Below are 20,256 nucleotides of genomic sequence, written 5' to 3' on the forward strand. Positions count from 1 at the left end.
AATGATCGACGTGGTCATTTGAGCCGGCCGGCTTGCCGCCACGCTAAACAAGGTTGCTAAACAGGCCGGGGCCGCGCGACAGCGCGGGCGACCCCGGTTGATGCGAGATACCGGAGCCGCAGATGACCGACATCCCCACTCTTCCGCCCGCCAAGCTCTCCGCCGCCGAGATCGCCCAGCTGCGGCCCGAGACCCGCCTCGTGCAGGGGGGCATCCTTCGCTCGCCCTTCGGCGAGACGGCGGAGGCGCTCTACCTCACCCAGGGCTATGTCTATGAGAGCGCCGAGCAGGCCGAGGCCCGCTTCAAGGGCGAGGACCCCGGCTTCATCTACACCCGCTATTCCAACCCGACGGCGTCGATGTTCGAGACCCGCCTCGCGCTGCTGGAAGGCGCGGAAGTGGCGCGGGCCACCGCCTCCGGCATGGCGGCGGTGACGGCCTCGCTGCTGTGCCAGCTCAAGACCGGCGACCATGTGGTGGCGGCGCGGGCGCTGTTCGGCTCCTGCCGCTATGTGATCGAGGAATTGCTGCCGCGCTTCGGCATTGCCGCGACGCTGGTCGACGGCACCGACCTTGCCGCGTGGCAGGCGGCGGTGCGGCCGGAGACCAAGGTGCTGTTCCTGGAGAGCCCGACCAACCCGACGCTGGAACTGGTCGACATTGCCGGGGTGGCGGCGATCTCCAGGGCGGCGGGCGCCTGCCTCATCGTCGACAACGTGTTCGCCACGCCGATGCTGCAGAGCCCGCTGGCGCTGGGCGCCGACGTCGTGGTGTATTCCGCCACCAAGCATATTGACGGGCAGGGACGGTGCCTCGCCGGCGTCGTGCTGTGCGCGGAGAAGTTCCTCACCGACCATCTCCAGACCTTCCTGCGCCAGACGGGGCCGTCCGTCTCGCCGTTCAATGCCTGGGTGATGCTGAAGGGGCTGGAAACGCTGCCGCTGCGGGTCGAGCGTTCGCAGGCCAGCGCGGCGCTGCTCGCCGACCGGCTGGCCGGGCTGGCGGGCGTCACGCGGGCGATTTACCCCTGGCGCGCCGACCACCCGCAATATGAGCTGGCGACCCGCCAGATGCGGGGCGGCGGCACGTTGGTCACCTTCGAGGTGGAGGGCGGCAAGGCCGGGGCGTTCCGCCTGCTCAACGCGCTGAAAGTGGTGCGCATCTCCAACAATCTCGGCGATGCCAAGAGCCTTGTCACCCACCCGGCGACCACGACGCACCAGCGCTTCAGCCCCGAGGCGCGGGCCGAGATGGGCATTTCCGACGGCATGGTGCGGCTTTCCGTCGGGCTGGAGCATGTCGACGACCTCACCGACGATCTCGCCCGCGCGCTGAAGGCGGTCTGATCGGACCGCCGGGCCGGGCGGCGGGGACAAACGCAGCCGTGAAGCGCCGCCGCCTTGCCCTTGCGGGCGAAAAGCCTTTCAGTGAGGCTAGTTGGGCGATTCGGGAGGCGCGGGAGAGACGGCATGTATCGGGCGACGACGAAAGGCGTGCAGGTGACGGTAACGCCGCGCTTCGCACCCGAACGCTCCGATCCCGAGCGTAGCCAGTATTTCTGGGCCTACACGGTGGAGATCGTCAATCTCGGCGTCGACACCGTGCAGCTCCGCTCGCGCCACTGGATCATCACCGACGCCCTCGGCCGGGTGCAGGAGGTGCGCGGGGCCGGGGTGGTGGGCGAGCAGCCCGTGCTGCCGCCGGGCGCGCATTTCGAATATACCAGCGGCGTGCCGCTGCCGACCTCGACCGGCATCATGGAAGGCAGCTACAGCCTTGAGATCCCGAGCGGCGAGACGTTCGACGCCGAGGTGCCGGCGTTCTCGCTCGACGTGCCCGGCGAAGCCCGCACGCTGAACTGAGCCGCGTACGGGCTGCCAAGGGCGCTTCCGGCGGTCCGGCGAAGCGGCTATGGTGGCGGCAGCTTCCACGCCGTGAGCTTCCCGCTGCGCCGAACGGTCTCCTGATCCCGTGATCGACTTCCGCCCGATCGCCGCCATTCTCGGCGTCCTGCTCGCCGTTCTCGGCACGACGATGATGATCCCCGCGCTGGTCGACTTCGTCGCCGGCCGTGGCGATTTCCTCGTCTATGCCGCTTCCGCCGCCATCACCGCCTTTGTCGGCCTGTCGCTTTGGCTTGCCGGGCGGTCGAGCGAGGTGGAGAGGCTGTCGCTGCGCCAGGCCTTCGTGCTGACGGCGGCAAGCTGGGTGCTGCTCTCGGCATTCGCGGCGATCCCCTTCATGTGGGCGGAAACCGACCTGTCGCTGGCCGATGCCTATTTCGAGGCGATGTCGGGGCTGACCACCACCGGCGCCACGGTAATCGCCGGCCTCGACCAGCGCCCGCCCGGCGTGCTCATCTGGCGGGCCTTCCTGCACTGGTATGGCGGCATCGGCATCATCGTCATGGCGATGGCGCTGCTGCCGATGATGCGGATCGGCGGCATGCAGCTTTTCCGCGCCGAATCCTCCGACAAGTCGGAAAAGATGCTGCCGCGCGCGGCGCAGATGGCCAAGGGGCTTCTCGCCACCTACATTTTTCTCACCTTCGCCTGCACGCTCACCTACGCCTTTTGCGGCATGAGCGTGTTCGACGCGGTCGCCCATGCCATGGCGACCATCTCGACCGGGGGGTTCTCCACCCACGACGCTTCGATCGGCTATTTCAACAGCCCCGCCATCGAATATGCGGCGATCTTCTTCATGCTCTCCGGCTCGCTGCCCTTCGTGCTCTATGTCAGGGTGCTGGGGGGCGATTTCAGCCGCATGCTGGCCAATCCCGAGGTGCGGCTGTTCCTGTCGCTGGTGGCGCTGTTCACCGTCATCTCTACCTTCCAGCAGGTGAGCGGCGGCATCCACCATGGCGAGGAGGCGCTGCGCAATGGGCTGTTCAACGTGGTGTCGATCATGTCCACCACCGGCTTCGTGGCGGATGACTACACCCGTTGGGGGCCGCCGACCGAGGCGCTCTATTTCATCCTGCTGTTCCTCGGCGCCTGCACGGGCTCGACCGCCGGCGGCATGAAGAGCTTCCGCATCGCCATTCTGGGGTCGGCGCTGAAGCAGCATCTCAAGCGCGTCATCTACCCCAATGGCGTGTTTCCCGTGCTCTATGGCGGCAAGCCGATCGGCGACGACGTGGTGGCCTCGGTGCTGGCCTTCGCCTTTCTCTACCTCGCCAGCTTCATGCTGATCGCCATCGCCATCAATGCGCTGGGCTTCGACATGGTGACGGCGTTCTCGGCCTCGATCACTGCGGTGGCCAATGTCGGCCCGGGCCTCGGCCCGGTGGTCGGCCCGGCGCAGAACTTCGCCGGCCTGCCCGACCATGTGATCTGGCTGCTCTCCTTCGGCATGCTGGTGGGGCGGCTGGAGCTTTTCACCGTTCTCGTGCTCTTCCTGCCGAGTTTCTGGCGGCGCTAGGCGCGCACCGTTCGCGAAAAGTCGGCAAGTTTCCGGCAGGCTCCAGTTGGGCCGTGCCGCGTAACCCACTATGGTGAGGGCACGCATCGCGACGGGGATTCTCTATGCTGGCCGTACGGACGACGACCGAGGAACTGCTGGCCTATCTGGTCGCTTTCGACACCACGAGCCGCAACTCCAATCTGGACCTCATCGCCTTTGTCCGCGACTACCTCGCGGCCTTCGGCGTCGACAGCGTGGTGGTGCCGAGCGAGGACGGGGAAAAGGCCAGCCTGTTCGCCACCATCGGGCCGAGCGGGATCGGCGGGGTCTGCCTTTCCGGCCATTCCGACGTGGTGCCGGTGGACGGCCAGCCCTGGACCACCGACCCCTTCACCCTGACCCCGGGGGGCGACCGGCTCTATGGCCGCGGCGCCTGCGACATGAAGGGCTTTCTCGCCTGCTGCCTCGCCATGGTGCCCGATATGGTGGCCGCGCCGCTGGCGACGCCGATCCACCTGCTGGTGTCCTATGACGAGGAGATCGGCTGCACCGGCGTGGTGCCGGCCGTGCGTCGGCTGGGGATGGACCTTCCCCTGCCGCGCGCGTGCATTGTCGGCGAGCCGACCTCGATGCGGGTGGTAGACGCCCACAAGTCCGGGCTGGCCTATATCACCACGGTGACCGGGCGGGAGGCGCATTCCTCCATGCCGCAGCTCGGCGCCAACGCCATCTTCGCCGCCGCCGAGCTGATCGGCGAACTCGACCGCATCCGTGCCGAACTGGTGGAAGCCGGCGACCCTTCCGGCCGCTTCGACCCGCCCAACACCACGCTGCAGGTGACGGTGGTCGGCGGCGGCACCGCCGGCAACATCGTGCCGCGCGAATGCGCCATCCGCTGGAACGTGCGCGGCCTGCCGGGCTTCGACGAGGACGCGCTGCTGGAGCGCTTCGAGCGCTTCGCACAGGAGGTGGTGCTGCCGAGGCTGCGCGAGACGGCGCCGGAGGCCGAGATCACCACCGATTTCATCTACAAGGTTCCGCCGTTGTCGCCGCAGACCGGGTCGCCGGCCGAGCTTCTGGCCCTGCGCCTCGCCGGCCAGAACGCCACCCATACCGTCTCCTACGGCACGGAAGGCGGCCACTTCCAGGCGCAGGGCGTGCCGACCATCATCTGCGGGCCGGGCTCGATCGACCAGGCGCACAAGCCGGACGAATATATCGAGGTGGCGCAGCTTCGCGCCTGCGAGCGGTTTCTCAAGGGACTGATCGAGGGCTGCGCGGGGTAGGGGTAGCCTACGTCACGAGGGGCCTGCGCCAGGCCTTTCATGACCTTCCCAGGAACCGGGCCGTGCACGGCGAAGACCCACGCCGCGAATACGTGCACGAGGAAGACGTGCACCGCGAACTGGTGCACCTCCGGGACCTGCATGGCCGGGACAAGCCCGGCCATGGCGTCGCGAGGCACCGACAGGCGCGTCTCAGCCCTGCGCGGCGGTGTCGCCATCCGCCTCGCCATCGACCTCCGCGTCGACGATTTCCTCGGCCCTGAAATCATAGGTGCGGCCGCAGAACTCGCAGGTGACGGCGATCTTGCCGTCCTCGACGAGGCTGGTGCGCTCCTCCTGCGTGAAGCTGCCCAGCACATTCATCACCCGCTCGCGCGAGCAGGAGCACTTGGCGACAACGCTCTCGGCCTCGAACACCCGCACGCCGCGCTCGTGGAACAGGCGGAACAGCAGCCGCTCGCTGGACAGCTCGGCGTCGACGAGTTCCACATCCTCCACCGTGCCCATGAGGGAGAGCGTTTCGACCCAGGCGTCGTCCGCGTCCGCCTCGGGGATGTCGGTGCCCTCCGGCGCGTCGCCGGGATGCAGGTCGACCGTGCGCAGCCGCCCGCCCTCGCTGGGCAGGAACTGCACCATCAGCCCGCCGGCGCGCCAGGAAGAGGGCGCCCCGCCGGGGTGCATCTCCTCGGCGACGGCGAGCCGGACGCGGGTGGGGATCTGCTCCGACTGGGTGAAATACTGGTGCGCGGCGGCTTCCAGCCCCTCGCCCTCCAGCGCCACCACGCCCTGGTAGCGATTGACGCTCAGCCCCTGGTCGATGGTCATGGCGAGGTGGCCGTGCCCGAGCAGCGCGCCGCTGTCGAAGCCGGCGCCGGCCGGCAGGGCCGCCTTCATCGCCTCCAGACGCTCCAGGTCGAAGCGCGCATAGGCGCGCACGTCCCGCGGCGCGGCGAAGTCCACAACCAGCAGGTCCACCGGCCCGTCGGTGCGGGTCTGCAGGATGAAGCGGCCCTCGATCTTCAGCGTCGAGCCGAGCAGCACGGTGAGCGCCACCGCCTCGCCGAGCAGGCGCTTCACGGCGGCGGGATAATCATGATGGGCCAGCACCGCGTCGAGGCTGGTGCCAAGGCGCACGACGCGCCCGCGCACATCGAGCGCGTCGATGTGGAACGGGGTGACGCGGTCGTCCACCGCGCGCGGATCGGGCGCGCGCTGGGCGGGCGAAGGGGAGGGGGATTGGGAATGTGTTGTCATGTCGCCCGCCCATATAGGAGCGCCAGAGGGACTCTGCGAGGGTCAGTCCCGCGAGGGCAAATCTGCGGGGACAAATTCGCGGGCAGCATCGCGAGGGCCCGCGCACATGGCTGCGCGCGGCGGGCCTTCGCTGGGTCTCAGCCGCGCGCGCCTTCCAGGCACCAGGCAAGGATGCCCTTCTGCGCGTGCAGCCGGTTTTCCGCCTCGTCGAACACCACCGATTGCGGGCCGTCCATCACCTCGTCGGTGACTTCCTCGCCGCGATGGGCCGGCAGGCAGTGCATGAACAGCGCGCCCGGCGCCGCCCGGCGCATCAGCGCGCCATTCACCTGGTAGGGCTTGAGCAAATTGTGCCGGCGCTCGGCCTCGGCATCGCCCATCGACACCCAGGTGTCGGTGACGACGCAGTCGGCGCCGTCCACGGCCGCCTCGGCGGCGTGGCCGAAGGTGACCTTCGCCCCCGTCTCGTGCACCCAGTTCACCAGCGCCGGACGCGGGGAAAGCTCCGGCGGGGTGGCGACATTCAGCGCGAAGTCGAAGCGCTGGGCGGCGTGTACCCAGGAGACCAGCACGTTATTGGCGTCGCCGGTCCAGGCGACGGTACGCCCGGCGATGGGGCCGCGATGCTCCTCGAAGGTGAGCACGTCGGCCATCACCTGGCAGGGGTGGGAGTCGCGCGTCAGGCCGTTGATAACAGGCACGGTGGCGTGCGCGGCGAGCTCGGCGAGAGCCTCGTGGTCGAGGATGCGGATCATGATGGCGTCGACATAGCGCGAGAGCACCCGCGCCGTGTCGGCGATGGTTTCGCCGCGCCCGAGCTGCATTTCCGCGCCCGTCAGCATGATGGTTTCGCCGCCGAGCTGGCGCATCGCGACATCGAACGAGATGCGGGTGCGGGTCGAGGGCTGGTCGAACACCATGGCGAGGACCTTGCCGGCGAACGGCTTGTCGAGCGCCACCTCGCGGCGGCGGCTCTTGAGGTCCTTGGACAGATCCATCACCGCCCGCAGCTCGCCGGCCGGCAGCTGGTCGAGATCGAGGAAATGCTTCACGCCCGCCGGGTTCATCGCGTTCATGCCGCCGCTCCTTTCGCGGAGTCGGCCTTCAGGCCGGCTTCGATCCGCGCGCAGGCGGCGTCGAGCTTTTCGAACGCGGCGTCGATCTCCGCCTCGCCGATGGTCAAGGGCGGCAGCAGGCGCACGACATTCTCCGCTGCCGACGGGGCGAGCATGCCCTCAGTGCGCATGGCGGCGATGAGGTCGGTGTTGGGCACCACGGTGCGCAGGCCGAGCAGCAGGCCCTCGCCGCGCACTTCCGCGATGACCGCGGGGTGGCGGTCCTTCAGCTCGGCGAGGCGCTGGCGCAGCCGGGCGGAGGTGGCGAGCACCTGCTCCATGAAGCCGTCCGCCAGCACCACGTCGAGCACGGCATTGGCGACGCTCATGGCGAGCGGGTTGCCGCCATAGGTCGAGCCATGCGTGCCCGCCGTCATGCCGCGCGCGGCGCTTTCGGTGGCAAGGCAGGCGCCGACCGGGAAGCCGCCGCCAATACCCTTGGCCACCGCCATGATATCAGGCGTGATGCCGGCCCATTCATGGGCGAAGAACTTGCCGGTGCGCCCGACGCCGCACTGCACCTCGTCGAGGATGAGCAGCAGGCCATGCTCGTCGCAGAGCTGGCGCAGCGCGCGCAGGAACGGCCACGGCGCGGCGCGCACGCCGCCCTCTCCCTGCACCGGCTCGATGAGGATGGCGCCGGTCTCGGGGCCGATCGCCGCCTTCACGGCGTCAAGGTCGCCGAACGGCACCTGGTCGAAGCCGGGCATAGCGGGGCCGAAGCCCTCCAGATATTTGGCATTGCCGCCGGCGGCGATGGTGGCCAGCGTGCGGCCGTGGAACGCGCCCTCGAAGGTGATGATGCGGGCGCGTTCGGGATGGCCGCTGGCGGAATGGTACTTGCGGGCCATCTTGATGGCGCATTCCAGCGCCTCCGCCCCGGAATTGGTGAAGAACATCGTGTCGGCGAAGGTCGCCGCGACGAGGCGCGCGGCAAGGCGCTCGCCGCCTTCCATGCGGAACAGGTTCGAAGTGTGCCACAGCTTGCCGGCCTGCTCGGTCAGCGCCGCCACCAGAACGGGGTTGGCATGGCCGAGCACGTTCACCGCGATGCCGGCGGTGAAATCGAGATATCGCTCGCCGTCCTTGGTGAACAGCCAGGCGCCTTCGCCCCGCTCGAAGACCAGGTCGACACGATTATAGGTCGGCAGGATGGGGGTGATCACGCGCCCCTCCCTCTTTCAAACATGAGGCGCACCCAGCGGTTACGCCTGCCCAAAAACGAAACGTGCCGCCCTTGCGGGGGCGGCACCCGATGACGACAATTCTATCGATTGGCGACGTGCGGTCAATATTGGCGAGCCCGGCAGCCACGATTTGCCGCCGGGCCGTGTCGTCGCCGGGACTATTCCTGCTCGGCCTCGAAGATCCACAGTTCGAGCGTGGGCTGCGGGTCGCCGGCCTCGTCGGTCATGCCGAAGAAGCCGGGGATGCGGCGCTGCTGCTCGACGCTGAGCACCGCGACCAGCGGCTTGGCGGCGGCGACGATCGACTTGACGTCCGCCGCGCGGGCCGCTTCCGCCCCGGCGAGGCGATCGAGTACGTCGAGGAAGTCGTCCGCCGGCTCGGCCTTGGCGCGGTCCTGCGCGCGGCCGGACGCGTTCTTCGCCGCCTGCCGCAGCGCCGCCTCGAACGGCGGCCAGAGCTTTTCCTGCTCCGGGGTGAGGCGGATGACGGTCTTGAGGGCGATGATGCGGGCGTCGAGCGAGGCCTGCTCGTCATCGTCCGTATAGAGGTCGACCATGGGCGGGGGCGCCTCGGCCCCGGCCGATGTTTCGGCCGGCGGGGTGGGGGCCGGCGGGGTCTGGGCCAGGGCCGGCGCAGCGAGGAGCCCGGCAGCGACGGCGAGCATCGGGGCCAGGGCGGACAGGCGGGTGAGGATGTGGGTCATGACAAATCTCCGCTCGGGCCAGGTTTCACTGCCAGCTGCCGTCGGGCAGGCGACCGTGATAGGGCGTGTTGCGGCAATGGCCCCACGGCCCGCGCCACCAGCCGGGAGGGCAGCCTTGCCGTAATAGACCGGCGCGCCGGGAGGGGCGGCATAACCGCCGCCGGGCAGGGGTCCGTAATAGGGCGTGTTGCGGCAGCCGCCCCAGGGCCCGCGCCATGCGCCGGGGCCGCAGCCCTGGGCGACGGGGGTGGCGAGCGAGCCGGAGGCGTCGGCCGCGAGCGGCGCGAGGGCGTGGGGTGAAGCGGGCGCGGCGTCGGCGGGCACCGACAGGGCGGCAAGGACGGCAAGGCAGGAAAGGGCACCGGCAAGCAGTTTCATCGACGTCTCCCTTGGGGGCGGAAGGTGCGCGGGCATCCTCGCCGCACCTGCTGCGCGAGGCAACGAACTTTGCGTCGAAGCGGCGAAAATAGGAGCGGCTCAAAAGCGCCGCGCCGACGGTCCATGCCGAGGCCGGCCGGGCGGATCCGCCAAGTGCTTGATGCGACTCGGCTTCGCGCGGCACTGTTGCAGTGCGGACTCTAACTGGGGAAAACGATCGTTTCGGACATGAACCTACTCGCCCCGAGTCTACGCATATTGTAGCCTCCCCCCAGTGAGATACGACATCTCGTGCGGCGGCAATTCCCTGGTGGCGTTTGCGGCGTTGGGTTCGGCAGGTTCGACTTGCCGAAGGGGTGAGGGATTCCGCCTCCCGGTCGGCACGAAGGAGGCCATGCGATGAACTGGACGGACGAGCGCGTCGAGCTGCTCAAGAAACTCTGGTCGGAAGGACTCTCGGCCAGCCAGATCGCGGCCGAACTCGGCGGCGTCACGCGTAATGCGGTCATCGGCAAGGTGCACCGGCTCGGCCTTTCGGGCCGCGCCAAGGCTGTTGCCTCGCCGGCACCGCGTCCGCGCAAGCCGCGTCCCGCCCCGACCGCGCAGGTGATGCGCCCGATGGTGCAGGGCAACAACGCGCTGGCCCCGGTGATGCACGCGGTAGCCGAGCCCGAGCCCGAGGTTCTGCCCGATCCGGTCGCCAAGGTGATCCCGATGGGCGAGCGCTGCACCATTCTGGACCTCACCGAATTCACCTGCCGCTGGCCGGTCGGCGACCCGGGCAAGGCGGAATTCCATTATTGCGGCAGCCGCTCCAAGACCGGGATGCCCTATTGCGCCTATCATGCGCGCATCGCCTACCAGCCGATCCAGGACCGCAACCGCCGCCGCGTGGCGCGCTGAGGCGAGGCTGCGCCTTCGGGCGCGCCGACGCCCTGGGTAACGACGAATGCGCATGACGCCGGGACTGCCGGCGTCATAATTGCGACCCACTTTCCCGGCCCGGTCGTCGCATGCTTTTCCGCGCCCTCCAGACGTCGCGACGCAAGACCCCCGCCGAGCCCGAGCCCGGCCATTTCAGCCTGCGCCTCGCTGCGGAAGAGGTGATCGTCCAGCTTCGCCGTAACCCGCGCGCCCGGCGCTACACGCTCCGCGTCCGCGCCGCGACCCGCGACGTGGTGCTGACCCTTCCCGCCCGCGGCACGCTCCACGAAGCGATGGATTTTGCCCGCCGCCACGCCGGATGGGTGGAGGTGCGGCTCGCCCGCCTACCGGAGATCGTGGTCTTCGCGCCCGGGGCGGTGCTGCCGCTGCGCGGCACGCCGCACCGCATCGTGCATCGGCCGGAAGCACGCGGCACGGTGTGGGCTGGTGTCGAGATGGGCGAGCCGGTGCTTTTCGTGGCCGGCGAGGCGGCGCATGTGGCGCGGCGCGTGGGTGATTTCCTCAAGCGTGAAGCCCGTCGCGACCTTGTCGCCGCCGCGCATCGCCACGCGCAGGCACTGGGCGTCAGCCTGGTGCGGGTGACCTTGCGCGACACCGCCAGCCGCTGGGGCTCCTGTTCCAGCGCCGGCGCGCTGTCCTTTTCCTGGCGGCTGATCCTCGCCCCGCCCTCGGTTCTCGACTATCTGGCGGCGCACGAGGTGGCGCATCGGCGCGAGATGAACCACGGGCCGCGCTTCTGGGCGACGGTGGACGCGCTGTTTCCGCAGCGCCACGCCGCCGAGCACTGGCTGAAGAAGCACGGCGCGGAACTTCACCGCTACGGGGCGGAGTAGCGCAGCCGGCAACGGATGCGCCTGCGCGGCGTCATGGCCGGGCTTGGCCCGGCCATCCACGTCTTTGCCGTGTGCCGCAAGTCGTGGATCCCGGGACGAGCCCGGGGATGACGTCGCATGAGCGGGGCCCGGATGACGAGAAAAGACCCAGCCTCACCCGTTGCCGAACAGCTTGTCGAGCAACCAATTGTCGAGGCTCGGGCGCGGCGCCGCCGGGGCGCGCTGAGGCCCGCCGGTGACCACCGGATCCTCCGGCACCTCGCCCGGCGGCAGGCGACCCGCCGCCACGGGGGCTGGGTATTCCGAGCCCGGCAGTGCGACCAGCGGCTGGCCGGCATGCGCAGCCTTCATCACCTGGCTCCAGATTTCCACCGGCAGCCCGGAGCCGCCGGCCTTCTTTGTCGGCGAGGAATCGTCATTGCCGAGCCACACGCTGGTTATGAATCGGCCCGTATAGCCGACGAACCAGGCGTCGCGGTAATCCTGGCTGGTGCCGGTCTTGCCGGCGGCCGGCCAGCCCGGCAGGTCGGCGCGCCGGGCGGTGCCGGTCAGCAGCACGTCCTGCAGCATGCGGTTCATCATCGCCACATGCGGCGGCGCCATCACCATGCCGCGACCGGCCTCGGCATAGGCGTAAAGGATCGTCCCGTTCTTGTCGCGCACCCGCTCGATGATGTGCGGGGTGACGCCGACGCCGCCATTGGCGAAGGGCGCATAGGCGCTCGCCATCTCCAGCACCGAGACCTCCGACGTGCCGAGCGCGATCGAGGCGTTGGGCTCCAGCTTGGAGGTGATGCCCAGGCGATGCGCGGTCTTCACCACCTCGTCCGGCCCCACTTCCATGGCGAGGCGCACCGCCACCGTGTTGAGCGAGAGCGCCAGCGCCGTCTTCAGATCCACCGCGCCGCGATATTCCTTGGAGAAGTTCTCCGGCTTCCAGCCCTTGAGCTGGATCGGCGCGTCGGCGCGCACCGTCTCCGGGGTGAGGCCGCGCTCCATGGCGGTGAGATAGACGAAGGGCTTGAAGGACGAGCCGGGCTGCCGGCGCGCCGACACCGCACGGTTGTACTGGCTCTCCTCATAGGAGCGCCCGCCGACCAGCGCGCGGACGCCGCCGCCGGTGTCCATCACCACCAGCGCGCCCTGCCCGACATCGAGCTTCTTGCCGGATTTCGCCAGCGCGTCCTTCAGCGCCTTGTCGGCGGCGGTCTGGATGGCGGGATCGACCGTGGTCTGGACGATCAGATCCTGCGTCACCGGGCCGACCAGCGTCCTGACCTGCTCCAGCACCCAGTCGGCGACGTAGCCGTAGGAATCCGGCCCCTGCGCCCTCGCCAGCGTCGCCGGGCGGGCAAGGGCAGTGCGGCGCATCTCCGGCGTGATGAAATCGGCCTCTTCCATTGCCGCCAGCACCACCTCGGCACGCGCCCGCGCGCCGTCGAGGTTACGGGTGGGGGCGAGGGCGGAGGGAGACTTGACGAGGCCGGCCAGCATCGCCGCCTCCGACAGCGTCACCTGCCGCGCGGACTTGCCGAAATAGCGCTGCGCGGCCGCCTCCACCCCATAGGCGCCGGCACCGAAATAGACGCGGTTCATGTACAGTTCGAGGATCTCGTTCTTGGAGTATTTCGCCTCCAGCCAGAGCGAGAGGATCAGTTCCTGCACCTTGCGCGACAAGGTGCGTTCCTGGGTCAGGAACAGGTTCTTGGCGAGCTGCTGGGTCAGCGTCGAGCCGCCCTCGCGCACCCGGCCCTTGGTGAGGTTGACGAACACCGCGCGGGCGAGGCCGAGCGGGTCCAACCCGAAATGCGAATAGAAGCGCCGGTCCTCGATGGCCACGAAGGCCTGCGGCAGGTAGGGCGGCAGCGCGCGCAGGGGAACATTGGTGCCGCCCATCTCGCCGCGCGTGGCGATGGCCTGGCCGTCGGCGCCCTGGATGATGACGGTGGGCGGCCGGTCGGGGATGGCGAGGTTCTGGATCGGCGGAAGCTGGCTCGCCTCATAGAAGATGAGGCCGGCAAGCCCGATGGTCGCCCACAGGCCGAGCACCACGCTCCAATAGACCAGCCGTCCCAGCAGGCCGCGCCGCGGCGTGCGGCGGCGCCCGCCTTCGCGGCCGGTGCCGCGCCGGGGTTCGTCCTCGCGCACCCGGCCCCGGCTGTTCCTCGCCATGCGCGGCTCGTCCTCGTAATCGGCCTCTTCCGCGTCGGACCAGTCGTCGTGACGGCTGCGCCGGCTGGCCTGCGCCGGGGCACGGGGCTTGTTGGGGAGCGTCTTGCGCGGGGTGCGGGCGCGTTCGCGCTCCAGCGGAGCTGTCGGGAGGGTGGGGCGGTCGTCGGCATTCAGGCGCAGGTCGCCGTCGAAGCCGGGTGTACCCAGCACCGGCTCGCGTCTCTCCCTGTCGCCGCGTCGTCCGAACATGAGCCCCCGCCCCGCAGGGCACCTGATTGAGCCGGTAAACGAACTCTAAATCAGGGCTTTTAAACGGGGGTTAAGGGGCGATTTAACGAAGCCGGCTACGCCGCGTTGGCCTCGTCATCGGCGTCGAGCACTTGAAGCAGGGCGCGGCGGATGGCGGAGTGGCGCGCGGCGCCCATGATCTTGGCGCCCATGAGGTCGGTGACGTAGAACACGTCCACCGCCCGCTCGCCAAAGGTGGCGATGTGCGCCGAGGCGATGTTGAGGTTGAGCCGCGAGAGGGTCTGCGTCAGCCCGTAGAGCAGGCCGGGGCGGTCGAGCCCCGAGACCTCGATGACGGTGTGGCGGTTCGACCAGGAATTGTTGAGCGTGACCTCGGGCTCCACCGTGAAGGCGCGCGGGCGCTTGGGGGTGCGGCGGGCGACGATTTCGGGCAGCCTTATCTCGCCGGACAGCGATTTCTCGATGGCGGCGGCGATGCGATCGGTGCGGCGCACCTCGTCCTGGTCCTGCTCGAAGGCGCGGGTCAGCGAGATGGTGTCGAGCGCGCGCCCGTCCGTGGTGGTGCTGATCTGCGCGTCGACGATGTGCGCACCGGCGCTGGCGCAGGCGCCGGCGATGACCGCCAGCAGCTTGGGGTGGTCGGGCGCGAAGACGGTCAGCTCGGTGATGCCGCGCTTCGGGTCGGTCTTGGCGCGGGTGGCCAGAACCTTCCCCTGCGCCTCGGTTTCATGGATGAACCGGGCGTGCTCGGCCTGATGGACGCGGTCGGTCTGCAGCCAGTAGGTCGGGTAGTGGCGGGCGGTGTAGGCGTCCAGCGCGCCCGGCTCCCAATCGGCCATCGCGGCGCGGAACTCGGCCTGCGCGCGGGCGACGCGCAGATTGCGGTTGCTCTCCGAGAAGCCGCCGGTGATCACCGGCTCGGTCTCGTGATAGAGCGTGCGCAGCAGCTGCGACTTCCAGTTGTTCCACACCCCCGGGCCGACGGCGCGGATGTCGGCGGTGGTGAGGATGAGCAGCAGCTTCATCCGTTCCAGGGTCTGCACCACGGCGGCGAAGTTCTCGATCGTCTTGCGGTCCGAGAGGTCGCGCGACTGGGCGATGGTGGACATGGTGAGATGCTGCTCGATCAGCCAGGCCACCGTGTCGGTGTCGACCGGGCTGAGGCCGAAGCGCGGGCACAGGCGACGCGCGACGCGGGCGCCGGCGATGGAGTGGTCCTCCGGCCGGCCCTTGGCGATATCGTGCAGGAACACCGCGATATAGATGAGTTGGCGGTTCTTGATCTGCGGCATCAGCTCGTTGGCGAGGCCGTAATCCGGGCGGTCGCCGCGCTCGATCCGCGACAGCGCGCCGATCGAGCGGATGAGATGCTCGTCCACCGTGTACGAATGGTACATGTTGAACTGCATCATCGCGACGATGCGGCCGAATTCCGGAATGAAACGGCCGAGCACGCCGGTCTCGTTCATCCGCCGCAGCACGATCTCCGGGGTTTCACGCGAGCACAGGATCTCGACGAAAAGCCGGTTGGCTTCCGGATTGTCGCGCAGCGTGTGGTCGATGAGCTTGAGCGAGCGGGTGGCGAGACGCATGGCGTCCGGGTGGAAATTGAGCCCGTGCTTCCCCGCGAGGTGGAAGATGCGGATGAGATTGACCGGGTTGCGGCCGAAGGCGCTGGCATCGGCAACGTTGATGCGGTCATTGTCGATGATGAAGTCGGCGCTTTCCTTCAGCGTGCGCCGGCCCGAGCGGCGCAGCCGCGCGATCATGCGGTCGAGCCGCGGCACCGGCTTGTCGTGGCGCTCCTCCAGCGCGGCCGAGACGATGGCGGTGAGATCGCCGACATCCTTGGCCACCAGGAAATAGTGCTTCATGAAGCGCTCGACATCCTTCAGCCCGGGATGGGCGAGATAGCCGAGCCGCTCCGCCATTTCGCGCTGAAGGTCGAAGGAAAGCCGCTCTTCCGCCTTGCCGGTGAGAAAGTGCAGGTGGCAGCGCACCGACCAGAGAAAATCCTCGCAGCGGCGGAAGACCTTGGCTTCCTCGGCGGTGAACACGCCCTTAGCGACGAGCTCGCGGGTCTCGTGCACGCGGTAGACATATTTGGCGATCCAGAACAGCGTGTGCAGGTCGCGCAGCCCGCCCTTGCCGTCCTTCACATTGGGCTCGACCACATAGCGCGCCTGGCCGGCGCGGGTGAGCCGCTCGTCGCGCTCGGTCAGCTTGGCGGCGACGAACTCGACCGCCGTGCCCTGCACGATCTCCTTGTCGAAGCGCGCGGCCATCTCGTCGAACAGCTTGCGGTCGCCGATCAGCAACCTCGCCTCCAGCAGGGCGGTGCGGATGGTCATATCGCCGCGCGCCTGGCGAATGCATTCGTCGACCGAGCGCGTGGCGTGGCCGACCTTCAGCCCCATGTCCCACAGTACGTAGAGAATGGCTTCGGCGACGCTCTCGCCCCAGGCGGTCTGCTTGTAGGGAAGCAGGAACAGGATGTCGGTGTCTGAGCCCGGCGCCATGAGGCCGCGCCCGTAGCCGCCCACGGCGACGATCGCCATGCGTTCCGAGGTGGAGGGGTTGTCTGAGGGGTAGAGATGCTTCACCGCCAGCTCATGCACCAGCGTGATGATCTCGTCCTGCAGGCGGGAGAGGCGCTCGGCGCAGCGGCGGCCCGAGCCCTCCTCCATCAGCCAGCGTTCGGCGGTCTTGTGGCCGTGCTGATAGGCGGTCTTCAGCCGCCGGGCCCATTGCCCGCGCAATTCGATCTCGCGGCCGGACTGGCCCTTGTCGAGTACCTGCCGCGCGATCGCGCTCAGTTCGACGCGCATGGCGTCGATATCGAACAGGTCCTTGAAGGGATGGTCGGCACGGCGGCGGGGTTCGGTCATGGCGGGGTCCGGCTGGTCGGATATCCGCTTTACCCGATCCGGCGGGCGGCGTCATCGTGCGCTGCCGTGAGGAGAGGCAGGATAGTGCGCCACGGATGCGCGTACGCCGGCGTAGAAACGAGACATGCCCGGCACAGGGGCCGGGCATGTCCATCCTGACGGCGCGGCGCGGGCCGGGCGGTCGCTAGTCGAGGGCCGCCCGAAGCGGCCGAACCGTTAGGCGGTGCGTCAGTTGGTGGTCGCACCCGTGCTGGTCGCCTCGGCGCGGGTCTGCTCCAGCGTCTTGAATTCCGGAGCCGCGTTCAGCTCCTCCTTGGTGAGCGAGACCACGATCTTCTGACCATTATCGGTCGGAGTCGCGGTCAGCGAATCGAAGGACACCGCGACCGGCTTGGCGCCGATGCCGAGGAAGCCGCCGACATCGATCACGGCGGCAACGATGCTGCCGTCGCGCTCGACGATCAGGTCGCTGATCGAGCCGAGCTTCTCGTCATTGGCGGTGACGACCTCGCTGCCGGTCAGGTCCGAACCGAGCCATTGACCCGAGCTCTGCGCGTTGACGAATTTCGGCGCGGCCGGCGCGGCGGTTGCAGCGCTGTCCGCCGGAACGGCGGGCGTGGCGCTCGGGGCGGTGGTGGCCGGCATCTCCGAGGCCGGGGCCTGCGGGCTGGCGGCATCGGGCTGCACCGACGTGGCGGCCGGCGGCGTGGTGGCGTCAGGCGTCGGGCTCTGGCCAAAGGCGACCGCCGGGGCGAGCGCCAGGGCAGCGGCGGCAGTGAAAGTCGCGAGCTTGCTGGTCATCGTTTTCTCCCGTCGTGTTTCATCAAATGCGTGTACATGATCGATCATTAGATCGTCTGCATGAGTAACGTACGGGAATAGGAGAGGTTCCGCATATTCTCAGAAGAGATACGGAGTGGTATATATTTAGGGTGTCTCAGTTGATGCGGCTGAGAACCGACGCGTCGGCCACGCAGACCGTCAGCTCTTCCGTCGACAGGCTGGATTTTGTAACCCCGATGGCCGAGAGGCAGCCCTTCGGCGTGCGGGTCGCGCGGCTGGGCGCGAGAGGTGCCGGGACGGCGCCATTGTCGACGACGGCGGAGGGTGCAGCCGGGGCTGCACGCTTGGGCAGATCGGTTTTGGGGAGCGTCGTGACCGGAGCGGCCGACGCGGCCTGCGGGCGCGGCGCGAAATTGAGGCGCGGGCCCTTGGCGGTGCGGTTGACCATCTGCGACTGCATCACCATGCCCGGCGATGCCGCGGCAGGCCCGAAAGCCTCGATGGCCACCGGCTGGGGCGTCAAGCGGGTCATCGAGCCCGTCGCCAGCGCACCGGCGGTGACCGGAACCATCAACGCGACGCCCGTCGTCGCGCCGATGAGATAGGCGGAGCCCTTGAAGATGCTGTCGATGCCCGTCATCACGCGTCCCCTGTCCGGCGCAGACCCGCAGGCATAGGGTCACCGACACGGCGAGTGCGCAGCGCACCCTGCCGCCGGAACGCTTCCGCGGGCATATGTTGCAGTGGAAAACGACTGACGACCTTGGTCGTCATCATCACAGGGTTAATGCACGGATAAGGAATCGGGTTCCCGGCTGGAATCACGATTTCGCGCGCGAACTCCGCGACGGCAGCGTCAGCGCTCGGCGGTGAGGTGGAATTCCGGGACGCTGACGTGGCAGGTGAGCCCGGCGGGTGCGAAGTCGAGCTCCACCTTGCCATCAAGGGCGCGGGCGAGGTTGCGCTCGATCACCAGAGAGCCGAAACCGCGTGCGGCAGGCTGCGAGACGGAAGGGCCGCCGGCTTCGCGCCACAACAGCTCGAAGCCGCCGCCGGCATCCGCCGGCTTGCGTGTCCAGGTGATGTCGATATGGCCGGTCGGCACGGAAAGCGCACCGTATTTGGCGGCATTGGTCGACAGCTCATGGATGGCGAGGCCGATATTCTGCGCCGCTTCCGGCTTCAGGAAGATGCTCGGCCCCTCAATGGTGAACTGGCTGTTCTCGCGATCCAGATGATGGCCGAGCTGCGAGCGCACCATGTCGTTCAGTGAGGCGCCGTACCAGCTTTCCTGCACCAGCAGGTCATGCGACTTCGACAGTGCCTGCAGCCGGGCGCTGAAAATCTCGACGAAACCGTCGATCGAGCCGGCATGGCGGGCGGTCTGGCGTGCCATGGCCTGGATGACGGCCAGGAGATTCTTCGAGCGGTGGGTGAGCTCGCGCATGAGCAGCCGCAGATGCTGCTCATTCTCCTTGCGCTCGGTCACATCCACCACCGCACCGGTCAGGCCGACGGTCGTGCCGGACAGGTCGCGCAGGGGGTCGATGTGGATGTCATACCAGCATTTGCGCCCGCTTTCCTCGATCTCGGTCTCGCCCTTGCGCGACGCCGTGGCGGCAAGCGACTCGCGCTTCAGCAGCATCAGAGCGTGGGCCTGGCTTTCGCCGAGCAGGTCGGCGTCGGTCGAGCCGAGGACTTTTTCCACCGGAAAGCCGAACAGCGGCTTGCTGACGGAGGTGTAGCGCAACTCCGGATCCTGGGTGAAGATCGCGACATTGGAACCGCGCAGCGCCATCTCATAGCGTTGCAGCGCCGTGGCGAGTTCGAGCGTGAGGCGCCGCTGCTCGCTGACCGCCTGGCGCGGCATCGGCATGTCCAGCAGCGCGCCGAAGTTCGACCACAGCGCAACGGCACCCACGACGTTGAGCAGGCTGATGGTCGCCCGGACGGCGGTTGGCAGAAGCCACGATTCGCCGCTGGTGTCGAACAGCACGAGCAGCGAAAGAATGCCGTACATCAGCACCAGCGTCGCCAGGAGCAGACCCAGGAGACGCGTACGGGTGGAGAGGTTGCGGCGCAGGTGCAGCAGGCGCACAAGCCCCACGAAGATCGCCAGCGACGACAGGACCGTTATCCATCGTGCCGCGTCGTCGACGAAATCGATACTAAGCAGGGGCATTTACTGGCTCAGGCGGTCGCCCGCTGCTCCCGCGGACGGGCGCGCCGCTCGAAGAACAGCGCCTGGCTGATCACGGCGGCGACCGTCGAGGGCTGGAACGGCTTGGCGATCAGGAAGGCCGGCTCGGGACGGATGCCGGTGAGGAAGCGCTCGGGATAGGCGGTGATGAAGATCACCGGCACTTCCGTCTTCTCGATCAGCTCGTTTACCGCGTCGAGGCCCGACGAGCCGTCGGCGAGCTGGATGTCGGCAAGGATGAGGCCCGGTGCCTTGCGGCGCGCCAGATCCACCGCTTCCGTATGGGTGCGGGCGATGCCGGTGACCCGATGGCCCAGACCTTCGACAAGCCCTTCGAGGTCAAGGGCGATGAAGGGCTCGTCCTCGATGATGAGAACGTCGGTGGCGATCTCCGCCGCCAGTTCGCGCCCGGCATCCTCGACGAGGTTGCGCAAGGTGGGCACGTCGATGGACAGGATGCCGGCGGCTTCTTCCTCGCTGAACCCTTCCAGCGAGACCAGCAGGAACGCCTGGCGCACCACCGGCGTTATGTGCCCGAGGCGCCGCTCGCCCTGCAGCGGGGCGGGAGCGGCATCGACCTGGGCGTTCAGTGTCACGGAATCCCACAGGCGCGTGAGCAGCGTGTAGAGGGCTACGCGCGGGTCGATCGTGCGGTCGAGCGTCGAGGGGTCGGCAATGAGCGTCTCGAGCATAAAGGTAACATAGGCGTCGCCCGCTGATTGGCTGCCACTCAGAGCGCGCGCATAGCGGCGCAGAAAGGGCAGGTGCTGCGCGACAAGTTGAGAAGTGCTCACTCGCGTCTCCCCGAAGCTGCAATTGTGAAGCGGCTGATAACGCATCATGACGCGTTGGGTTCC

The 20,256-nt window shown here is 68.5% G+C and carries 16 protein-coding genes, 1 pseudogene and 1 riboswitch; of the genes and pseudogenes, 6 read left to right on the forward strand and 11 right to left on the reverse strand.

Annotated features, from left to right (window positions below; translation table 11 throughout):
* A riboswitch (SAM riboswitch) is annotated at positions 1-81 on the forward strand.
* A gap of 41 nt (positions 82-122) precedes the next feature.
* The 4 genes from ACQY76_RS09980 (at position 123) to argE (ending at position 4,691) form a co-directional block, all read left to right on the forward strand.
* Positions 123-1,346 carry an O-succinylhomoserine sulfhydrylase gene (locus ACQY76_RS09980; RefSeq protein WP_428032717.1) on the forward strand — a complete coding sequence of 408 codons (1,224 nt, stop codon included), beginning with the start codon at positions 123-125 and terminating at the stop codon, positions 1,344-1,346.
* A 123-nt stretch (positions 1,347-1,469) separates the two neighbouring features.
* Positions 1,470-1,862, forward strand: a complete 393-nt coding sequence (gene apaG, locus ACQY76_RS09985) for a Co2+/Mg2+ efflux protein ApaG (RefSeq protein ID WP_428032718.1) — start codon at positions 1,470-1,472, stop codon at positions 1,860-1,862.
* Between the two features lie 109 nt (positions 1,863-1,971).
* Positions 1,972-3,423: a TrkH family potassium uptake protein gene (locus ACQY76_RS09990; protein WP_428032719.1), complete on the forward strand. Its 1,452-nt coding sequence runs from the start codon at positions 1,972-1,974 to the stop codon at positions 3,421-3,423.
* 104 nt (positions 3,424-3,527) lie between these two features.
* Positions 3,528-4,691: an acetylornithine deacetylase gene (gene argE, locus ACQY76_RS09995; protein ID WP_428032720.1), complete on the forward strand. Its 1,164-nt coding sequence runs from the start codon at positions 3,528-3,530 to the stop codon at positions 4,689-4,691.
* 192 nt (positions 4,692-4,883) lie between these two features.
* Here argE and ACQY76_RS10000 read toward each other — a convergent pair whose 3' ends face one another.
* From ACQY76_RS10000 to ACQY76_RS10020, 5 genes and pseudogenes are all read right to left on the reverse strand, one after another.
* Positions 4,884-5,945, reverse strand: a complete 1,062-nt coding sequence (locus ACQY76_RS10000; RefSeq protein ID WP_428032721.1) for an Hsp33 family molecular chaperone — start codon at positions 5,943-5,945, stop codon at positions 4,884-4,886.
* A gap of 137 nt (positions 5,946-6,082) precedes the next feature.
* Complete coding sequence (gene argF / locus ACQY76_RS10005) at positions 6,083-7,021, reverse strand: ornithine carbamoyltransferase (RefSeq protein WP_428032722.1); 939 nt, start codon at positions 7,019-7,021, stop codon at positions 6,083-6,085.
* Complete coding sequence (locus ACQY76_RS10010; RefSeq protein WP_428032723.1) at positions 7,018-8,226, reverse strand: aspartate aminotransferase family protein; 1,209 nt, start codon at positions 8,224-8,226, stop codon at positions 7,018-7,020. Before ACQY76_RS10010 ends, argF begins: the two co-directional genes overlap by 4 nt.
* Positions 8,227-8,405: 179 nt before the next feature.
* On the reverse strand, positions 8,406-8,951 hold the full coding sequence (locus ACQY76_RS10015; protein ID WP_428032724.1) for a Spy/CpxP family protein refolding chaperone: 546 nt from the start codon (positions 8,949-8,951) through the stop codon (positions 8,406-8,408).
* A gap of 25 nt (positions 8,952-8,976) precedes the next feature.
* Positions 8,977-9,329 (reverse strand): annotated as a pseudogene (locus tag ACQY76_RS10020) (GCG_CRPN prefix-to-repeats domain-containing protein).
* Positions 9,330-9,728: 399 nt separating this feature from the next.
* Here ACQY76_RS10020 and ACQY76_RS10025 point away from each other — a divergent pair.
* Positions 9,729-10,232, forward strand: a complete 504-nt coding sequence (locus ACQY76_RS10025; protein WP_428032725.1) for a GcrA family cell cycle regulator — start codon at positions 9,729-9,731, stop codon at positions 10,230-10,232.
* Between the two features lie 110 nt (positions 10,233-10,342).
* Positions 10,343-11,107, forward strand: coding sequence for a M48 family metallopeptidase (locus ACQY76_RS10030; protein WP_428032726.1), 765 nt, complete (start codon positions 10,343-10,345; stop codon positions 11,105-11,107).
* Between the two features lie 153 nt (positions 11,108-11,260).
* On the opposite strand, the gene ACQY76_RS10035 is transcribed toward ACQY76_RS10030, so the two are convergent.
* The 6 genes from ACQY76_RS10035 to ACQY76_RS10060 all read right to left on the reverse strand — a co-directional run bounded on the left by ACQY76_RS10035 (position 11,261) and on the right by ACQY76_RS10060 (position 20,193).
* Positions 11,261-13,528: a transglycosylase domain-containing protein gene (locus ACQY76_RS10035; protein ID WP_428032727.1), complete on the reverse strand. Its 2,268-nt coding sequence runs from the start codon at positions 13,526-13,528 to the stop codon at positions 11,261-11,263.
* A 95-nt stretch (positions 13,529-13,623) separates the two neighbouring features.
* Complete coding sequence (locus tag ACQY76_RS10040; RefSeq protein ID WP_428032728.1) at positions 13,624-16,416, reverse strand: [protein-PII] uridylyltransferase; 2,793 nt, start codon at positions 16,414-16,416, stop codon at positions 13,624-13,626.
* Positions 16,417-16,644: 228 nt separating this feature from the next.
* Positions 16,645-17,217, reverse strand: coding sequence for a PRC-barrel domain-containing protein (locus ACQY76_RS10045; protein WP_428032729.1), 573 nt, complete (start codon positions 17,215-17,217; stop codon positions 16,645-16,647).
* A 136-nt stretch (positions 17,218-17,353) separates the two neighbouring features.
* Positions 17,354-17,839: a hypothetical protein gene (locus ACQY76_RS10050; protein ID WP_428032730.1), complete on the reverse strand. Its 486-nt coding sequence runs from the start codon at positions 17,837-17,839 to the stop codon at positions 17,354-17,356.
* A 216-nt stretch (positions 17,840-18,055) separates the two neighbouring features.
* Positions 18,056-19,381 (reverse strand): sensor histidine kinase, encoded by a 1,326-nt coding sequence (locus tag ACQY76_RS10055; RefSeq protein ID WP_428032731.1) that lies wholly within the window; start codon positions 19,379-19,381, stop codon positions 18,056-18,058.
* Positions 19,382-19,389: 8 nt separating this feature from the next.
* Entirely contained in the window at positions 19,390-20,193 is an 804-nt protein-coding gene (locus ACQY76_RS10060; protein ID WP_428032732.1) for a response regulator, read from the reverse strand.
* Between the last annotated feature and the right edge of the window lie 63 nt (positions 20,194-20,256).

It is taken from the genome of Ancylobacter sp. (genome assembly GCF_965279025.1).
Classification (GTDB): domain Bacteria; phylum Pseudomonadota; class Alphaproteobacteria; order Rhizobiales; family Xanthobacteraceae; genus Ancylobacter.